The sequence below is a fragment of the Vibrio genomosp. F10 str. ZF-129 genome (genome assembly GCF_000287055.2).
GTDB lineage: Bacteria > Pseudomonadota > Gammaproteobacteria > Enterobacterales > Vibrionaceae > Vibrio.
This window is the reverse complement of sequence record NZ_AJYQ02000094.1, coordinates 1-19,635: the sequence shown is the minus strand read 5'-3', so window position 1 is coordinate 19,635 and position 19,635 is coordinate 1. Positions and strand designations below refer to the sequence as shown.

At 44.6% G+C, this 19,635-nt stretch carries 15 protein-coding genes; 7 read left to right on the top strand and 8 right to left on the bottom strand.

Going from position 1 to position 19,635, the window contains the following annotated elements:
• Nucleotides 1-93 precede the first annotated feature (93 nt).
• The 8 genes from A1QO_RS10850 to hrpB form a co-directional block, all read right to left on the bottom strand.
• Nucleotides 94-1,107 carry a Fe(3+) ABC transporter substrate-binding protein gene (locus A1QO_RS10850; protein ID WP_017036688.1) on the bottom strand — a complete coding sequence of 338 codons (1,014 nt, stop codon included), beginning with the start codon at nucleotides 1,105-1,107 and terminating at the stop codon, nucleotides 94-96.
• Nucleotides 1,108-1,374: 267 nt separating this feature from the next.
• Nucleotides 1,375-2,604 (bottom strand): ammonium transporter, encoded by a 1,230-nt coding sequence (locus tag A1QO_RS10845; RefSeq protein WP_017036686.1) that lies wholly within the window; start codon nucleotides 2,602-2,604, stop codon nucleotides 1,375-1,377.
• Nucleotides 2,605-2,631: 27 nt separating this feature from the next.
• Nucleotides 2,632-2,970: a P-II family nitrogen regulator gene (locus A1QO_RS10840; protein ID WP_017036685.1), complete on the bottom strand. Its 339-nt coding sequence runs from the start codon at nucleotides 2,968-2,970 to the stop codon at nucleotides 2,632-2,634.
• 220 nt (nucleotides 2,971-3,190) lie between these two features.
• Entirely contained in the window at nucleotides 3,191-3,559 is a 369-nt protein-coding gene (locus A1QO_RS10835; RefSeq protein WP_017040803.1) for a YacL family protein, read from the bottom strand.
• Nucleotides 3,560-3,752: 193 nt separating this feature from the next.
• Nucleotides 3,753-6,341, bottom strand: a complete 2,589-nt coding sequence (gene acnB, locus A1QO_RS10830; RefSeq protein ID WP_017036683.1) for a bifunctional aconitate hydratase 2/2-methylisocitrate dehydratase — start codon at nucleotides 6,339-6,341, stop codon at nucleotides 3,753-3,755.
• A 282-nt stretch (nucleotides 6,342-6,623) separates the two neighbouring features.
• A complete protein-coding gene (locus A1QO_RS10825) occupies nucleotides 6,624-8,936 on the bottom strand; it encodes a patatin-like phospholipase family protein (RefSeq protein ID WP_017040804.1) in 2,313 nt (770 codons plus the stop codon).
• 75 nt (nucleotides 8,937-9,011) lie between these two features.
• Nucleotides 9,012-11,393 carry a penicillin-binding protein 1B gene (gene mrcB, locus A1QO_RS10820; protein WP_017040805.1) on the bottom strand — a complete coding sequence of 794 codons (2,382 nt, stop codon included), beginning with the start codon at nucleotides 11,391-11,393 and terminating at the stop codon, nucleotides 9,012-9,014.
• Between the two features lie 50 nt (nucleotides 11,394-11,443).
• Entirely contained in the window at nucleotides 11,444-13,951 is a 2,508-nt protein-coding gene (hrpB, locus tag A1QO_RS10815) for an ATP-dependent helicase HrpB (protein ID WP_050990373.1), read from the bottom strand.
• Nucleotides 13,952-13,971: 20 nt separating this feature from the next.
• On the opposite strand from hrpB, the gene sfsA reads away from it, so the two are divergent.
• From sfsA to panC, 7 genes are all read left to right on the top strand, one after another.
• Nucleotides 13,972-14,691: a DNA/RNA nuclease SfsA gene (gene sfsA / locus A1QO_RS10810; RefSeq protein WP_026027014.1), complete on the top strand. Its 720-nt coding sequence runs from the start codon at nucleotides 13,972-13,974 to the stop codon at nucleotides 14,689-14,691.
• A gap of 133 nt (nucleotides 14,692-14,824) precedes the next feature.
• Complete coding sequence (gene dksA / locus A1QO_RS10805) at nucleotides 14,825-15,271, top strand: RNA polymerase-binding protein DksA (RefSeq protein ID WP_017036678.1); 447 nt, start codon at nucleotides 14,825-14,827, stop codon at nucleotides 15,269-15,271.
• Nucleotides 15,272-15,353: 82 nt separating this feature from the next.
• Nucleotides 15,354-16,244 (top strand): tRNA glutamyl-Q(34) synthetase GluQRS, encoded by an 891-nt coding sequence (gluQRS, locus tag A1QO_RS10800; RefSeq protein ID WP_017040808.1) that lies wholly within the window; start codon nucleotides 15,354-15,356, stop codon nucleotides 16,242-16,244.
• 87 nt (nucleotides 16,245-16,331) lie between these two features.
• The gene (gene pcnB, locus A1QO_RS10795) at nucleotides 16,332-17,678 is read left to right on the top strand and encodes a polynucleotide adenylyltransferase PcnB (protein WP_017036676.1); all 1,347 of its coding nucleotides are present in this window, start codon (nucleotides 16,332-16,334) and stop codon (nucleotides 17,676-17,678) included.
• Entirely contained in the window at nucleotides 17,678-18,163 is a 486-nt protein-coding gene (gene folK, locus A1QO_RS10790; protein WP_017037187.1) for a 2-amino-4-hydroxy-6-hydroxymethyldihydropteridine diphosphokinase, read from the top strand. Before pcnB ends, folK begins: the two co-directional genes overlap by 1 nt.
• A gap of 23 nt (nucleotides 18,164-18,186) precedes the next feature.
• Nucleotides 18,187-18,981, top strand: coding sequence for a 3-methyl-2-oxobutanoate hydroxymethyltransferase (panB, locus tag A1QO_RS10785; protein ID WP_017036674.1), 795 nt, complete (start codon nucleotides 18,187-18,189; stop codon nucleotides 18,979-18,981).
• Between the two features lie 11 nt (nucleotides 18,982-18,992).
• Nucleotides 18,993-19,635: pantoate--beta-alanine ligase (panC, locus tag A1QO_RS10780; protein WP_017041696.1), on the top strand; the 643-nt coding region annotated here is incomplete at its 3' end.

Here is a 19,635-nt window from a genome sequence, read left to right as displayed (position 1 = left end):
AACTACAACAAGGATGTATGAAATATAAACGCAATTACAAATACATCTCATATCCTTTTAAAAAACAGGGGTACTTTATACCCCTACTCTTTATCAAAGGTCAAATTTGACTTCATCTAACAGTCGAATTGCGGCTGAATGATAAGTGGCAATATCGTCCAAAGAAACATCATCAGACTTAAAATCGCCCCAAGAAGCTACCAGTTCAGAACGTTTAACGCCCGCTTTCACTGGGTACTCATAGTTCACTTCAGCGTACATGCTTTGCGCTTTATCACCACTTAAAAACTCCATTAGTTTCTTAGCGTTATCTTTATTTGGTGAGAATTTAGCCATCGCCATGCCAGAGATATTAACATGTGTACCTTCGGCTTTTTGGTTCGGGAAGTTAATGTAAACAGAGTCAGCCCATGCTTTTTGCTCTTTATCATTAACCATCTTACCTAGGTAGTAACTGTTACCAAGTGCAACATCACATAAACCTTCTTTAATCGCTTTCACTTGTGCGCGATCGTTACCTTGAGGCTTACGCGCTAGGTTTGCTTTCACGCCTTCAAGCCATTCTTTCGTTTCAGCTTCACCGTGGTGTGCAATCATTGAAGAAACAAGAGAAACATTGTATGGGTGCTTACCACTACGAGTACAGATTTTACCCTTAAACTCAGGTTTTGCTAGATCAGCGTAAGTAAAGTCATCACCTAAACGACCAACACGGTCACGAGATGAGTACACTGAACGTGTACGAGTTGTTAGTGCAAACCATTCGTTTTCAGCATCTTGATACTGAGCTGGAATATTTGATTCTAAGACTGTGCTGTCAACCGCTTGAACCAAGTCTTTATTCGTTAACTCAGCGAGACGACTAATATCAACCGTTAGAATCACATCAGCAGGGCTTAGGTCGCCTTCACGTGCTAGTGTTTCTGCCAGACCTTTTTTAGCAAACTTTACGTTTACTTTGATTCCAGTCTCTTTTGTAAACTCATTAAACATTGGCTCAACCAAGAAAGGTTGACGGTAGGAGTATACGTTAACTTCTTCAGCGGCCATTGCTGTTGGGGCTAGAACGCTGCAAGCAAGTGCAGAAAGAGTAAGCAGTTTTTTCATTAGTTCAATCCTTTACATCGTAATGATAATGTTTATCAGTTGCATTATTATATGCATGAATACATTTATTACAATAATATTAGTTAAAAAAAACCGATATTCGTAAAAGTTTTTTCTCTCTTGTTTTGTAACCATTTTCTTCATAAATTTAATGATATAAAACCACATGGATGATAAGTCACATTAGGCGCTTTTCTTTGATACAAAAAAAACCTGCCAACAAATGACAGGTTTCGCTTCACCGATAAGTCGATTATTTAAGGTTAACTATTTTACCGTTACAAATTCAGGGTAAGCGCCAACACCACAATCATGCATATCCATGCCTTCTAGTTCTTCGTCTTCAGTAACACGAATACCCATTGTTGCTTTCAACACACCCCAAACCACTAGGCTTGCACCGAATACCCACGCAAAGATTACGGCAGCGCCAAACAGTTGAGCACCAAATGTCGCATCACCATTACTCAGTGGCACAACCATCAGGCCAAAGAAACCACACACACCGTGTACTGAAATAGCACCAACTGGATCGTCAATCTTCATTTTGTCTAATGCGATGATACTAAACACAACCAATGCACCTGATACACAGCCAATCGCGACTGAATATAAAGGTGATGGAGATAGTGGGTCAGCAGTAATCGCTACCAAACCGGCTAACGCACCGTTAAGGATCATCGTCAAGTCTGCTTTACCCCATGTCGTCTTACACACCAGTAAGGCAGCAATGGCACCAGCGGCAGCAGCAGCATTAGTGTTTAGGAAGATTTGACCAACTGCTGTCGCATTTTCAAAATCGGAAAGCATCAGTTGTGAGCCACCGTTGAAGCCGAACCAACCAAACCAAAGGATGAACGTACCCAGTGTTGCCAGTGGTAAGTTTGAACCTTGAATTGGGTAAATTTCACCTTTTTTACCGTACTTACCTTTACGAGCACCCAGTAACAATACACCCGCTAGTGCTGCAGCAGCACCTGCCATATGTACAATACCTGAACCTGCGAAGTCGCTAAAGCCTGCTTCAGAAAGGAAACCACCACCCCATGTCCAGTAACCTTCCATTGGATAGATAAAGGCCGTTAATACAACAGAGAAGATGAGGAAAGACCAAAGCTTCATGCGCTCAGCCACGGCACCAGATACCACTGACATCGCCGTTGCAACGAATACAACTTGGAAGAAGAAATCCGATTCTAAAGAGTGGTCAGCGCCTTCACCCTGAGTACCAATTAGCGTACCAAATGAAGGTAACCAACCACCTTCACCGTTATCTACATACATAATGTTGTAGCCAACGACTAAAAACGTCGTACAAGCAATGGCGTACAAACAAATGTTCTTCGTTAAAATTTCTGTCGTGTTCTTTGAACGAACCAGACCCGCTTCTAACATTGCAAAACCCGCTGCCATCCACATAACCAGTGCGCCAGAAATGAGGAAGAAAAAAGTGTCCAGTGCGTAACGTAGTTCTGTTACCGTTGTTAATAAATCCATGATATTACTCTCCAGTCCTTGAGATCATTAAAGTGCTTCTGCGTCCATTTCACCAGTGCGGATACGAACCGCTTGGCTTAAGTCATACACAAATATTTTTCCATCACCAATTTTTCCAGTTTGAGCAGCCTTAGTGATGGCTTCAATTACGCGGTCTACATTTTCTGCTTGAGTGGCTATTTCAAGTTTGACCTTAGGTAAAAAATCAACTTGATATTCCGCGCCTCGATATAATTCTGTATGTCCCTTTTGACGGCCAAAGCCCTTCACTTCCGATACTGTCATTCCCTCGATACCTACATCAGCCAGAGCTTCGCGTACATCATCAAGTTTGAATGGTTTGATTATTGCGTTAATTAGTTTCATCGTACCCTCTCTAAGTCATTAATCCTTTAACTGTTGATTCTTATAATCCAAAGTACGTGCCAACTATTTAACCCATTGTTTTTAAAGCACTAGATCCAATTTAGAGTCTTTAAACCAAAAATGGCGCACCATACTGGTGCGCCATTTTCACAATAACAATGCATTAACATATCAATTCACCACTACGGTGCAAATGCCAGAATTCGTTTCATTCTGATGCTTAAAAACCCAAAAAATCAATCCAACGCTCAATTAAGATCTCGAAATCATCGATACCACATCCCGCAGTACTTTCACTATTATAAAAGTGATATTCACTCTCTTCGTCCAATTCATCCCCATGACTTAAAACATTTTCTTGAATGAGCACTTCGTCCGCTAAAATGGTCATAGAGATCTCATGGCCAAGTAACTTATGTTCTTTGGAGGGTAATGCTTTAGATTGCGCAATTAGCTGCTCAACGTTTTCTATTTTTTCTCGCGAACGGCCAATCTCATCTTGTAACCAACGACCGACTATTTCATGCCCCATACTGCACTTAACATAGTACTCACCCATTAATGTATTGCGTGTGAACTCAAATTCCATACAAACTCCGATAAATTAGTGGGCTAAGAATGGCGCAGAGTATATAGAGAGAATGGGAAACTCTCTAGGGCTATCATATTGTGAGCCATAAAAAGAATGTTTCTGATAATAAAAAAGCACTTACGAAATTCGTAAGTGCTTTGAATGTATCATGAATAAATAAGCGTTAATTAATCACGCTTATCAATGAGCATTAAGCAGGCTCTTGGAAAATAACCGTGTCTGCTTTTTCAGTGTACTGACCCATTTTATGGAAGTTCAAGTAGCGATAAGTGTCTGCCGCTGTGGCATCGATCTTCTGAGCGAACTCTAAGTACTCTTCTTTTGTTGGGATACGACCAAGAATCGCACCAACCGCTGAAAGCTCTGCCGAAGCAAGGTAAACATTAGCGCCATTACCTAAACGGTTAGGGAAGTTACGCGTTGATGTAGACATCACTGTAGACTTGTCTGCAACACGTGCCTGGTTACCCATACACAGTGAACAACCCGGAGTTTCAATACGAACCCCAGCTCGGCCGAAGATGCCATAGTAGCCTTCTTCAGTCAGTTGATCTTTGTCCATCTTCGTTGGTGGTGCAACCCATAAACGGGTATTCAAAGAGCCATTAAACTCTTCTAGCATCTTACCCGCCGCTCGGAAGTGACCGATGTTCGTCATACACGATCCGATAAACACTTCTTGAATTTCTGTGCCTTGAACATCAGACAGCAGACGAGCATCATCAGGATCGTTCGGTGCACACAAGATTGGTTGGTCAATTTCAGCCAGGTCAATCTCGATAACATGCGCATATTCAGCATCAGAATCCGCAGTCAGCAATTCAGGGTTAGCTAACCACTCTTGCATCGCCTTAATACGGCGCTCAATCGTGCGTACGTCACCGTAACCTTCGGCGATCATCCACTTAAGCATGGTGATGTTCGAGTTTAAGTACTCTTCGATAGATTCCTGAGAAAGCTTAACCGTACAACCTGCCGCAGAACGCTCCGCTGATGCATCTGACAGCTCAAACGCTTGCTCTACAGATAAGTGCTCAACACCTTCAATTTCTAGTACGCGACCAGAGAATTCATTGATTTTACCCGCTTTTTCTACCGTCAATAGACCTTGCTTGATGCCGTAATATGGGATCGCATGTACGAGATCACGCAGTGTAATGCCCGGTTGCATTTCACCTTTAAAGCGAACCAAAATTGATTCAGGCATATCAAGTGGCATAACACCCGTTGCTGCCGCAAAGGCAACAAGGCCAGAGCCTGCTGGGAATGAAATACCAAGAGGGAAACGGGTATGCGAGTCACCACCTGTACCTACGGTATCAGGAAGAAGCATACGGTTTAGCCACGAGTGAATAACACCATCACCCGGACGTAACGATACACCAGCACGGTTCATGATGAAATCAGGAAGCGTATGGTGAGTGTTTACATCGACCGGTTTAGGGTATGCAGAGGTATGACAGAAAGACTGCATAACAAGGTCTGCAGAGAAACCAAGACAAGCCAGATCTTTTAGCTCATCACGCGTCATAGGGCCGGTTGTATCTTGAGATCCGACCGTCGTCATCTTAGGTTCGCAGTATTGACCTGCACGCACACCTTCAACGCCACATGCTTTACCCACCATCTTCTGAGCTAATGTGTAGCCTTTATCAGAAGCAGAAGGATCAATCGGTTTAGCAAACAGATCTGTCTCTTCAAGACCAAGAGAAGTACGAGCACGGCTCGTTAGACCACGACCGATAATCAGTGGAATACGACCACCAGCACGAACTTCATCTAACAGTACCTTGCCAAGCTCAAAGCTAGAAATCTCTGCACCGTCTTTACGCACAACGCCTTCATAAGGGAAGATATCAATCACATCACCCATATTCATGTCTTGTACATTCAATTCAATCGGCAGTGCACCTGAATCTTCCATTGTGTTGTAGAAGATAGGCGCAATCTTACCGCCTAAACAAACACCACCAGTGCGCTTATTTGGTACGTAAGGGATGTCTTCACCCATAAACCACAGCACAGAGTTGGTTGCAGACTTACGAGACGAACCCGTACCAACAACATCACCTACATAAGCCAGTGGAATACCATCTTTCTGAAGTTCTTCGATTTGCTTGATTGGGCCAACACTGCCTTGTTCGTCAGGAGTGATGCCTTCGCGTTCCATTTTTAACATTGCTTTTGCATGCACTGGGATATCAGGGCGAGACCAAGCATCAGGTGCTGGAGATAAGTCATCGGTGTTGGTTTCACCAGTGACTTTGAATACTTTAACGGTGATTTTTTCCGCTACTTTGTCTTTAGCTGTAAACCATTCAGCATCAGCCCAAGATTGAAGCACTTGCTGCGCAGATGCATTACCTGCTTGCGCTTTTTCTTCTACATCGTAGAACGCGTCGAACATCAATAGAGTGTGAGACAGGGCTTTAACCGCGATAGGTGCCAACTCTGCATCGTCAAGAAGGGACACTAACGATTCGATGTTATAGCCACCTTGCATTGTACCAAGGAGCTCAGCCGCTTTTGCTCGGCTTACTACAGGGGATTCGACTTCGCCTTTTGTTACGGCGGTTAGAAAACCAGCTTTTACATAAGCGGCTTCATCAACGCCTGGGGGAATTCTGTTTTCTAATAGGTCAAGAATGAACTCTTCTTCACCTTGGGGCGGATTTTTAAGAAGTTCAACTAGGCCAGCAACCTGTTCGGCATTTAATGGTCTAGGAACAACTCCTTCGGCAGCACGCTCTGCGACGTGTTTACGGTAGGCTTCAAGCACGACTTTTTTCCTCTCATTGCGGTTCCTCCATTTATTATCACTTATCTATTTAGATCGATGATGGAGTGAACATCCTTGGAAACTTGGCTCTCCATTGCCAATTCAGCTGTTTATCTATGTACATAATGATGATGTAGAAGATAAACAAGCAGCGCCAGAGAGGCCAAACTGTGGGCGGTAGAATAGCAAATTTAACTTAAAATTAAAATCTTATCATTTTGACCAACATAGCAAGTTAAGACTAAAGTTGGACGATTTTAAGAAATTAACTTCGCATATTTGCTACTTAAATGTGGTTCCAATAATTAAATATACGGAATTGAATTGTTCTTCTGTGAACCCATAACCAAACATAATAGGTCCAATGGGGGAGTCAACGCCAACAAAGACAGAAGCCGCTTGATACAACGGCGCATCTTGAATCTTAATATTAGGATCAGACCATACCCCACCATACTCAATGGAGCTACCCACATAAAATGGAGAGCTAAACAAACCAAAATCATTATCAAACCAACGATATCGATAGACTAAACTGGTGAAAGCGATATTTTGCCCAATCAAACTGTCTCTTGGGATGCCAGACAGCTTGAGAAAGCCTCCAATTTCTTTCGGATCGACAGGCAACACCATATTTTGACTCTTGGTTAACCCCAGATCCATATTCGCGACTAAAGTATGACGATCATAGGTATAAGCCCCTATGAATTTTGCACGAATTTCGTCAACAGTATCTTCTGCGTGGTTAGCAGAACTAGCAAAACACCGCTCTTGCCCTCTTACTTCATCTTGCGAGATCCAATACTCAATATCCGCATAGATACCAGAGCGAGGCAGACTAAAATCATCTAACGTATCATAGCGATAACCCGTAAAAACACCTTGGCGGGTAAAGCTAAAATCACCGCATGACGGCAAGGTTGATAATTCGGCATAGCCTTGTATGTAGCGTAAGCCTAACTTAAGCTCTCGCCACAAGGCTTCTTGATACCCGATAGCCAGCTCTCCTGTCCATTCCCGATAAGTTACGGGCAGGTAGTTTTCGGATGCGCTTAACGTTGGATTATTAATCCCATTGCTTGGCATATTACGCTTGTCGTTGCTGTAACTCCCCCCTAACGTTGTAAAGACTCGCTGGCTAGACATAAACGGCGAATACAGTTCAGCGCCTATCAGTTTATCCGTACCCATTTCAAGGTTGAGCAACAGTTCTGCTCCATCAGAGTTAAGATTGGTAAAGTTACTCGACACCCCTAAGGAATACTGGCTATCGGTAGTGAAGTCATCCTCTAAGAAAAAGCGAAAATTAACGTAATTTGGCCCCCAACTTTTCGAATTGACATCCATCACCAATAGATCGTTACCGAATTCATCTTTTTCGTATTGATAAGTAATCAATTCAAACCGATCTAACGCGTAAAGGTCTTGAACACTCTGCTCAAGTTCTTCCGTACTTAACGCTTTTCCTTCTTCTAAACCAAGGCGCGAACGCAATAGCTCATCGCTGTAATGGGTATTATTGTTGATGACGATGTGCTCGACAGAAATTTCATCTCCATACGGTAATTTTTTACGCGCTGTTTGTTTCTTTTCGATGTAGGCTTGATATTCGCTGCTTGATAAGGCTAGGTGGGACAGCATTGACGATTTCTCCATCGCCGCTTTATATCCCTCTTTGTACGCGCCCGGCATTTTATCAAATTCCGTTGTTTGCATTTTACCCACGTCAGGCTGAAGAAGGATGTCTTTATCGGTCAACGTTTTTTGCTGAGAAAGAGTACTCCGTCGTACTAAGTAATTTGAGAGTTGATCTGCCACGGTTAAAAATGAACTGAAATCCTCTTCATTTAAATAGTCACTGCTAATATCAATGGCGATCACAATATCGCCGCCAAGCTCTCTAGCTACATCAACAGGCATGTTATTGGTCACACCGCCATCCACCAGCAACTTACCATCAATTTCATAAGGAGGAAGAACGCCAGGCACAGACATGCTGGCCATCATCGCATCAACCAGATACCCCTCACCAATGATAACCGGCTTCAAATCGATAATGTCAGTCGCGACCGAACGGTAAGGAATAACAAGGTCATCGAACGACTCTAACTTAGGTAAGTTACCCGATGTTTCTCGCAAAATACGCAGCATATTTTGCCCTTGAACCACACCTTTCGGCGCTTTAAGCTCCCCCCAACGTAGGCCAAGATCGGTATTTATTTGATAACGATCTTCATATTCTTTGTCACGGATACGTCTTTGGCTTCGATCAACCCGATCTCGATAGCCCGTATTCCAATCAACCGAATAAATTAAGCTCTCAATTTCATTGGCACTCATTCCAGAAGCATACAACCCACCGACATACGCCCCCATGCTGGTGCCAGTAATGATATCAACAGGAATTCTAAGCTCTTCAAGCGCTTTTAATGCACCAATGTGAGCCGCACCTTTCGCACCTCCACCCGCTAAGACAAGTGCGATTTTAGGTCGTTCATGCTGTTTATCACTATCAATACGTGCCGCTTCATCCGCCCATGAAAGCGGCCCTACGAAACACACGAATAGAACTGAAAATCGAACAAAGTATCGCACTACACTAATCCTTTAATTACTGGTGAGAGCTTGAACTGGAAACAGAGACGGCTAAAGTGATGTTACTCGATTAAGCTACCATGTGAATATCTTTTTCAACCATCCCGCAGGTTTGCTTCCACAATTTTGCTTGATGATTCCTTTGGGATCCCACATGGGTAATTTAAAGTCACTATTGCACTCAATCTCTAATGCCCCCTGTGGCGTTTTATTAAAACCAATCGTACTGATTTCTTGGGGCCAGGGTAAGACGAGACGCTCAGGAATACGGTTCGTTAAATACTCCGAGTACACTCGCAGCGCCCCACTTGAACCCGTCAGTTTTGTTGGTTGATTATCATCTCGACCCAGCCAAATCGCCGTCACTTCTCGGCCATCAACCCCAACAAACCAGCTATCGCGAGTATCGTTACTGGTTCCTGTTTTTCCAGCCAACGCAGCCCAAGAAAACGGCCCATGCAAATACCGCCCTGTGCCTTCAACAACGGCCAACTTCATGGCATAAGTAGTGAGCCACGCCGCTTGCTGAGACACTCTTTTCTGAACCCTTGGAATCGATTCATAAAGTACGTTTCCTTCCTGATCTAACACCGATCTCAGTGCTGATAATTGCGCTTTTTTACCAGAGTTTGTCAAGGTTTGGTACATTTGCGCCACTTGAAAAGGCGTCAACGTAAACGACCCTAAGAACATCGATGGAACGGGGCGAATTTCAGAGCGGTCGACCCCCAGTTTTTCTAGTGTATCCATGACGGCTGGAATACCGAGTTTCATCCCTAATTGAACCGTAGGAACATTGAGAGACTTAGACAGCGCTTCATACAGTGGTACTTCACCTCTAAATTGGCGATCATAGTTTCTCGGTGACCAGACATTGCCTTTACTGCCTTTTAAGCTGATGGGCTTGTCTTGAAGCGTTGTGGCTAGATTGTATTGTTCAGGCGCTTCTAAAGCCGTTAGATACACAGCTGGCTTAGCCAATGAACCAATTTGACGGCTGGCATTCAGTGCGCGATTAAAACCATCGTAACCCGTTCGCTTCCCCCCCACCATGGCTCGAATTTCTCCGCTATGACGATCGACCGCGACGGCCGCGCCTTCTAAAGAATTTCCGGCTTTTTTAGCCAGTTCAGGGATTTTGGTTGCTATCGCTTTTTCCAGTTCTTTCTGAGACACAGGATCGAGTGATGTAAATACCCGTAAGCCCATTTGAGACTGAAATGCACTGCCCACTTTTTCTTTAAGCTCAATATTAACCTGTTGGAAGTACGCAGGCTGACGACTCGCAATTCTAGGGTTATCTTGAATATCTAACGGTCGACTGGCCGCCTGATCGTATTGCTGTGCGGTTAAAATATCCTGTTGCATCATCAATCTCAGCACTAAATCTCGGCGCGTTTTTGCTCGTTCGGGATGGCGGATAGGGTTGTAATACGACGGACCTTTTACCATACCAACCAACAGTGCCAGTTGATCGATTCTTAATTCATCAATGGGTTGACCAAAATAAAGACGAGAAGCAAGGCCAAATCCATGTATCGCTTCACCGCCACTTTGCCCAAGGTACACCTCGTTCAGGTACGCTTCTAAAATACGATCTTTGCTGTAGCGATAATCTAAAATCAGCGCGATATACGCTTCTCTCACTTTACGCCATAAGGTTCTGTCGCTCGATAAGAACAGGTTTTTAGATAACTGTTGCGTTAACGTACTACCACCTTGCACCGTTCGCCCGGCTTTAACATTCACCACCATCGCTCGTGCAATCGCCACAGGAGAGACGCCATCATGTTGATAGAAATGACGGTCTTCGGTCACAAGAAGAGCATCAACCATCACCTCGGGAAATTGATTCCGCCTTAGAAAGAGTCTTTGTTCATCCGTGTTTTTTTCTAACATTCCTAACATCTTAGGGTCGATGCGCAGGTAACCTAAATTGCCGTTTTTCTCCAAAGATTGAATGCGATCCACACCACTGTCGTTAAAATGCACCATGACGTGGCGTGACGGCTCTGGTCCATCAGAAAACTCGAACGGACGACGAATCATCTCTAATTTGGTTGAAGACGAAGAATATTCCCCAGGGTGTCGCGGCTGCCTCACCTTACGATAATTGAGTACATCCAGCTCATTACTTAACTGCTTAACCGATACTGACGATCCTGGCGTGATGGTCATAATCCTTGCGTACACAACCGTGGGTAAGCTAAATAGCTGTCCTTCAAATTTTTGTTTTACAACGCTATCGAGATACACGCCGACAAAAATCAACAGTGCCAACCCTGCAAGGCTCGCTTTCCAACCAAAGCTCCACAGCAACTTTAGCCATGAGCGTTGATTCACGGTCTTTTTCTTGCGCGTCGCTTTACCCGCAGCAGGTTTCCTTGCTGACGTTTTCTTTTTTGAAGTGGCCTTTTTGGTCGTTGACTTCTTGGTTGGGGTCTTTTTATCCGTCATTACTGTCCATCATTGCTTTTAATTATTGCTTTTACGACATTGCTCTTTCGTTATGAATTAAAGTGCCGTTTTGTTTTTCTAGTCGCGACATGGTTGGCAGGATCATCTGGCCACACGTGTTTGGGGTATCGACCCTTCATCTCTTTTTGTACTTCTTTGTATGAACCGGCCCAAAAAGAAGCCAAATTTTGAGTCACTTGCAAGGGGCGCTGAGCTGGAGACAAGAGTTCTAAAACAATTTTCTTTTGTCCATTGGCAATAACCGGGGAATCGTGCTCACCAAAGATCTCTTGCATTCGGACCGACAATATCGGCTCACAACCCACTTCATAACGAATCCTCTTCTTGGTTCCGGTGGGTAACTGATGAGAAACGGGTAAGTACTGATCGATCTCTTTACTCAAAGGCCAACCGAGTCTTGCCAATAACACAGGCACCAGATCAATGCCCTTTAAGCCTTTTAACGAAGTCACTCCTACCATATAAGGTGCCAGCCATACATCGAGTTCCTTTAATAGGCTCGCTTCATCCATTGCAGGCCAAGAAAGATCAGGTAACCAAGCTGCGCCACAGCGAATACGAACCAATAAATCGTTAGCCGATTGCGACCAATTTAATACCGAAAGCCCTTTTTGCTTTACATAACCAAGTAATGCTTCGGTCATTTTTTGTTTATCCAACTGAGTCAGCGGTTGTCGAGTGATCACCAAGTTCGCAAGCTTTACTTGCTCTTCGCCAATCAATCGGCCTTTGTTTTCATTCCATTCGACTACTTCTTGAGCGACAAACATCGAAGGAAATTGCTTCTGTAACAAACGGATATCAAGCTCCACCGCCAAAAAGATTCGACTCGAATTGTGCTGACTGCGCATTAAATCTATGGCCACTAGATATTCGCTATCCGACAAGCTGTGCGCCTGATCCACTTCAGCCCCGTGACCATTCGCAAGAACGAATTTTCCACTTCCTATGGTACGCGCTTGAGCGACACGATCGGGAAAGGCAAGGCTCAGAGCGATGGCGACAAAACGCTCTTCAACCCTCGGTAAAGAAAAGCGCTGTTGGCACTTAGCGGCAAGCTGATCTGCTCGCTTCAAAATGGTTCGAGCTTTTTGGTGGCTTCCTTGCTTTAGACGATAAAGGCTGTCTTGCAGATCTAATATGTTTCGCTCGGGCTCTTCAATTAAGGCTGCAACGATGATGGCCGTCTGGAATAGCGCTTCATCGCCTTGTAGGGACTTCACCAACATACTTGCAATTCTTGGCTCCAAACCAAATTGATGAGCCTGTTTTCCCAGCGATGTTAGCTGACGCTGATCATTCATAAGTTCAAGCGATACTAACAACTGCCGAGCTTGTGTCAGCGCAACATCAGGAGGAGCATCGAGCCACTTTAATTCACTGGCTTCATACGCACCCCATTGTGCAAGTTCCATTGCTAATGGACAAAGATCCGAGTGCATAATTTCAGCAACAGGAACCGCAGGCTGTTGATTGAGGTGCCCCTCGCTGTATAGCCGCACACAAATCCCTGGCTCTAATCGCCCTGCTCGCCCTGCTCGTTGCTCTGCGGAGGACTGCGCTATTCTGACTTGCTCTAACTTAGTGATCCCAGTTTTAAGATCAAACTTAGCGACGCGCTCGAGGCCACAATCCAAAACCAAGCGGATCCCTTCAATGGTTAGCGAGGTTTCTGCAATGTTCGTCGCCAATACGATTTTTCTCTGATTCCCATTCAAGGGGGCTATCGCCTTTTGCTGTTCAGAGAAAGTAAGTTGACCATACAACGGAAAAATAGACACATCACTGGCCAGATCGCCAAGTTTTTCAGCCACATTTTTTATGGCTGATAGTCCAGGCAGAAAAACCAGCAAAGAGCCCTGCTCAGTGGCCATTAAATGCTGTATCTGTTTAACGATCGTTGGAATTAGGTAATCGTGGGGTTTTAAATCATGATAACGATATTCAACAGGAAAGCTTCGCCCATGCGACTCCACATATTTCGCCTGAGGAAGCAGAGTGGTTAACGCTGTTTGATCGAGCGTTGCTGACATCACCACAATATGAAGGTCATCCCTTAACGCTTCTTGCACCTCAAGGCTCAAGGCCAATGATGTATCAGCATGAATACTTCGCTCGTGAAATTCATCGAATATCAGTAAATCAATTCCAGAAAGTTCAGGGTCCGATTGCAACATCCGAGTCATGATCCCTTCGGTCACGATTTCCAGTTGAGTATCACGGCTTACTTTCGTTTCCCCACGTACACGGTACCCGACCCGCTCACCGACCTTTTCCCCCAATTGCTGGGCAAGATAGCCTGCAATATTTCTCGCCGCTAGTCGACGAGGTTCAAGCATGATGATTTTGCGCGAAAACACCCCTGCTTTAATTAATTGCAGTGGGAAAAACGTGGATTTACCCGCGCCAGGGGCCGCTTTAAGAATCAATTGATTGTGTGATTGAAGGCCTGAGAGCAATTCAGGGATCACACTTTCTATCGGCAATGGAATCGATGAAGACAATGGAGACGCCTTATGATGTAATGAGGGCACCATTGTACATAAAAACAGTAAAAATGCATTTTAATCCACCTCTTGAATCAGCGATTTTACTCAAGCGTTACAAGCGCTTCTTGGCTGACATTCAGCTGCCTGATCAATCGATACGCACGATCCATTGTGCAAACACAGGTGCCATGACAGGCTGTGCTGATGCGGGTAACACCGTCTGGTATTCAACATCGGATAACTTAAAACGCAAGTACCCGAACAGTTGGGAGCTCACTCAAACCCAGCGAGGTGATTGGATTTGTGTCAACACGGCTAAAGCGAACCATTTGGCGGTTGAAGCGATTCAAAATAACGTGATTCAAGAGCTCACTGGTTACGATGAATTAAAAACAGAAGTAAAGTACGGTAGCGAAAATAGTCGTATCGATATCTTGCTCAATTCAGAAACTAAGCCAAAATGCTATATAGAGGTAAAAAGCGTCACTCTATTAGATGAAGATAACGATGGGCAGGGCTACTTTCCTGATTCCGTGACCACTCGTGGTCAGAAGCATTTGAGAGAGCTCACGGAAATGGCGAAAAATGGAAGCAGAGCAGTACTTTTATTCACTGTTTTACACTCAGGGATTGAAAAAGTATCAGCAGCACTCCATATAGACGCAAACTATTCATATTTACTAAACCAAGCAATAGAGCAAGGTGTAGAAGTCCTGTGCTACAAAGCTCAGATTTCTGAATCAGGAATCAAACTTATTTCTGCTGTTGATTTTATCAATAATGAGTAGAAAGTGATGTGATGTTCACATTGATAAAAAGTTTGCTATTCAAGATTTGCGTCGCCCGTTTCTTTTTGCTATAGATAGCCGCCTAAAAATAGACTGCTCAAACAGTTGACTAGGTATTAGTAGGAGATGCTGCATGCCAGAATTAAAGAAAAAAGCGATAGGCATCCTAGCCATTGCAGGGGTTGAGCCATACCAAGCAAAGCAGGGTGAAGAATACATGTCACCTGAGCAGGTCGCTCATTTTACAAAAATTTTATCCGCATGGCGCAACCAACTGAGAGTTGAAGTTGATCGTACTGTTCACCATATGCAAGACGAAGCAGCAAATTTCCCAGATCCCGTTGACCGTGCATCTCAAGAAGAAGAATTTAGCTTAGAACTTCGTAACCGTGACCGTGAACGTCGTTTGATCAAAAAGATCGAGAAAACACTCAACAAGATCGAAGAAGACGACTTTGGTTTTTGCGAATCTTGTGGCGTGGAAATTGGTATACGCCGTTTAGAAGCTCGTCCAACTGCTGATCTTTGTATCGACTGTAAAACACTGTCTGAGATTAAAGAAAAGCAGATGCAAGGTTAAACCTAGCTTTTGTGACGACTAGCCTTTGTTTGTAAAGGGAGCTTATGCTCCCTTTTTGTGGTTTTGATATCAGGTGAATATGATGAGTTATGTGGGTCGATTTGCACCTTCCCCTTCGGGTCCATTACATTTTGGCTCTTTGGTCGCTGCTCTGGGGAGTTATTTTCAAGCAAAATCTCATCATGGAAAATGGCTAGTGAGAATGGAAGATCTCGACCCACCTAGAGAAATGGCAGGCGCCTCCGATCTCATTTTAAACACCTTAGAGGCTTATCATCTTCATTGGGATGATACCGTTGTTTATCAAAGTGAGCGCCACCCATATTATCAACAGCAAATCGAGCAATGGTTAAGTTCAAAAGAGGCTTACTATTGCCAATGCACACGCAAACAGATTAAGCAATCCGGAGGCTTTTATCTTGGAACTTGTCGAGATAAAGCGCGCACTCCCGATAAACCGTGCTCAGTACGATTTAAAGTTCATCATGCCATCAATCACTTTGTTGACGTAAACTATGGTCATATTGATATTCCTCAAGCTCTGGCTGATGAAGATTTCATTATTAAGCGACGTGATGGATTGTACGCTTACAACCTTGCCGTCGTATTAGACGATATTCAGCAAGGTGTGACCGAAGTCGTTAGAGGTGCGGATCTTATCGAGCCAACAGGTCGACAAATCAACCTGTATCGTGCTTTGGGAAAGTCAGAGGTCAGCTATGTACATTTACCTCTCGTCGTCGATCAACACGGTAATAAGTTATCCAAGCAAAACCATGCTCCAGCGTTGAATAATCAACAACCACTAGAGACGTTGCTCGAGGCAATGTCCTTTTTGGGGTTCGATATTGATGTACATATTCGTCAAGCAACGATAGACGAATTATTAACATGGGGATGCCAAAATTGGTCCTTGCAGCAACTGCCAAAGACTATGGCAAGCACAGCAAGATTCTCAAACGGCGCGTCTTAGGCTATTATTAGCCCCAAATTAGGCCTTACTAGGCAAATTATCACCAACTAAAGCAACCTTGGTTTAAGCCAATATTGCCAGAAGCACATGAATAATAACGAATATACACCAAGCCAATTTCCAGACCTTGCATTGAATGTTCTTACTCGACAAGAGCACAATATTTCACGCAAGCAAATCAGTGACAACGCTCTAAAGGTGCTATACCGACTCAATGGCGCTGGTTTTGAAGCTTACCTCGTTGGAGGTGGCGTTCGCGACTTACTATTGGATCTTGCACCAAAAGATTTCGATATCGCGACAAATGCGACTCCTGAGCAAATTAAGCATCTATTTAGAAACTGTCGTCTGATTGGTCGCCGTTTCCGATTAGCACACATCATGTTCGGCCGAGATATTATTGAAGTGGCGACGTTTCGAGGTCACCACCAAGAGCCAAGCAAGAACGTATCAGCTCAGTCAGACGAAGGCATGCTGCTGCGTGACAATGTCTATGGCAGCATTGATGAAGATGCTGAACGACGCGATTTTTCTATCAACGCGATGTATTACAACATCAGCGACTACAGCATTCATGACTATGCGGGTGGTGTAGAAGATCTGGAAGATAAGCTGATCCGACTGATTGGCGACCCTGAAGTTCGCTACCGCGAAGATCCTGTGCGTATGCTGCGAGCGATTCGCTTTGCCGCAAAACTTGATTTTGATATTGAAGAAGATACTGCAGCGCCAATCGAAGATCTGGCTCCCTTGCTACAAGGTATCCCTTCTGCTCGCCTTTATGAAGAATCACTCAAATTACTGCAATCTGGTAATGGGCTTGAAACCTATCACCTGATGCGTGAGTACAACCTATTTCAGCAAATGTTCCCTGTTATTGCCGATCACTTTACTGAGGATTATTCTTCACCAACAGAGCAGATGTTGGATCTGGTCTTTGACTCAACCGATCTTCGAATTGAAGATGGTAAACGAATCAACCCAGCCTTTATGTTTGCGGCCATGCTTTGGTATCCACTCAATACCTTGGCAGATCAATTGATGAGCGAGCGTAAACTGGGCCACTATGATGCGATCATGGAAGCCAGCAATATCATCTTGGATGCTCAGGTGAAAACCATTGCGATACCAAGACGCCACACTGCAACAATTCGTGAGATTTGGCAGTTGCAACTTCGCCTGCCTCGTCGCAACGGAAAACGAGCATTTAGATTAACAGAATTAAATAAGTTCCGTGCGGGTTACGATTTCCTAGAAATGCGTGGGGAAGTGGAAGGAGGACAAACCAAAGAACTCGCGACTTGGTGGGCAACCTTCCAAAGTGCAAGTCGCAATACCCGCCAAACGATGGCAGCTGAACTTGAAGAAACAGGGTCCAAAACGCCTTATCGCCGTCGTAAAAATAATCGTAAGAAAAAGAGCAAACCTGAATAATGGTGATCGCGTACATTGCGGTCGGCAGTAATCTTGCCGACCCTGTAGGCCAAGCGAACGACGCCATCGAGGCGTTAAAGCACCTGCCTAATTCATCAAAACTGAGCGCATCACAACTTTATAGCAGCAGCCCGATGGGGCCTCAAGATCAACCTGACTATATCAACGCTGTGGTTGCAATAGAAACACAATTAACGCCATTTGAATTACTCGATTGCACACAAGCAATCGAGCAAGAGCAAGGGCGCGTCCGTAAAGATGATCGTTGGGGTCCGCGAACTTTAGATCTAGACATCATTCTTTATGGCAATGAAGTGATCGATTCCGAGCGTCTTGTCGTTCCTCATTATGGAATGAAAGAGCGTGAGTTTGTTCTCTACCCGCTCGCAGAAATCGCACCAAATTTAACCCTCCCAGATGGGACAGAGCTGCAAGAACTACTGAATAAAGTGGATCTTAACGGGCTCAGAACTTGGCAATCATAGCCAACGCCTTGTAAGGAAAACTGATGAAAAAAATCACAATCAACGACCTAATTAAATGCAAACAAGAAGGTCGTAAATTCGCAACCTCTACCGCATATGACGCCAGTTTTGCACAGCTATTTGAAAGCCAAGAGATGCCCGTACTGCTGGTTGGTGATTCACTGGGCATGGTTTTACAAGGTAAAAGTGATACGTTACCCGTCACAGTTGAAGATATTGCTTACCACACGCGCTGTGTTCGCGCTGGTAGCCCAAACAGCTTGTTAATGGCTGATATGCCATTCATGAGTTATGCCACTCCAGAACAGGCTTGTGAGAGCGCAGCAAAGCTTATGCAAGCCGGTGCCAACATGGTGAAGATTGAAGGTGGCGACTGGTTAGTCGATACCGTTAAGATGCTGACAGAGCGTGCGGTGCCTGTTTGTGCTCACTTAGGCCTCACCCCTCAGTCTGTGAATATTTTTGGTGGTTATAAAGTTCAAGGTCGCGATCAAGAACATGCCGATCGTATGGTCAAAGATGCCCTAGCCTTGCAACAGGCTGGTGCTCAAATTGTCCTGCTTGAGTGTGTTCCCGCAGGGCTTGCTGAGCGTATCACTCAAGTTCTTGACGTTCCTGTTATCGGTATTGGTGCTGGTAATGTGACTGACGGACAAATTCTAGTGATGCACGATATGTTCGGTATTTCAGCCAATTACATGCCTAGGTTCTCGAAAAACTTCCTTGCTGAAACTGGTGACATGCGTTCAGCGGTAGCAAAATATATCCGTGACGTGGAAAGTGGCGCTTTCCCTGATGAAGCGCATACTATCGCCTAGGGAGTTCTACTATGAATATTTTTTCTGAAATCGCACACGTTAGAGAACAGATAAAGCAATACAAACGCGATGGTCGGAGCGTCGCTTTTGTCCCTACAATGGGAAACCTGCATGAAGGACACATCACACTGGTTAAAAACGCTCGTGAGCATGCCGATATTGTGGTCGTCAGTATTTTTGTCAACCCGATGCAATTTGAACGCGCCGATGATCTGGCTAACTACCCAAGAACACTCGAAGACGATGTGGCTAAACTTGCTGCAGAAGGCGTTGAACTGGTCTTTACCCCAACGCCTGAAGTGATGTATCCACAAGGCTTAGACAAGCAAACCTCTGTTGAAGTGCCGACTCTCTCAACCATGCTAGAAGGTGCATCTCGCCCTGGGCATTTTCGTGGCGTAGCAACCATCGTGACTAAGCTGTTTAATATTGTTCAGCCTGACTTCGCTTGTTTTGGCGAAAAAGACTTCCAACAGTTGGCGGTCATTCGTCAAATGACGACCGATCTCGCCATAGATACACAAATCATCGGCGTCCCTACGGTTCGTGAAATGGATGGCTTGGCGATGAGTTCCCGTAACGGTCTATTGACCATTGATGAGCGCCAACGTGCACCTGTCGTGGCGCGTACGATGCGCTGGGTAAGTAGCGCGA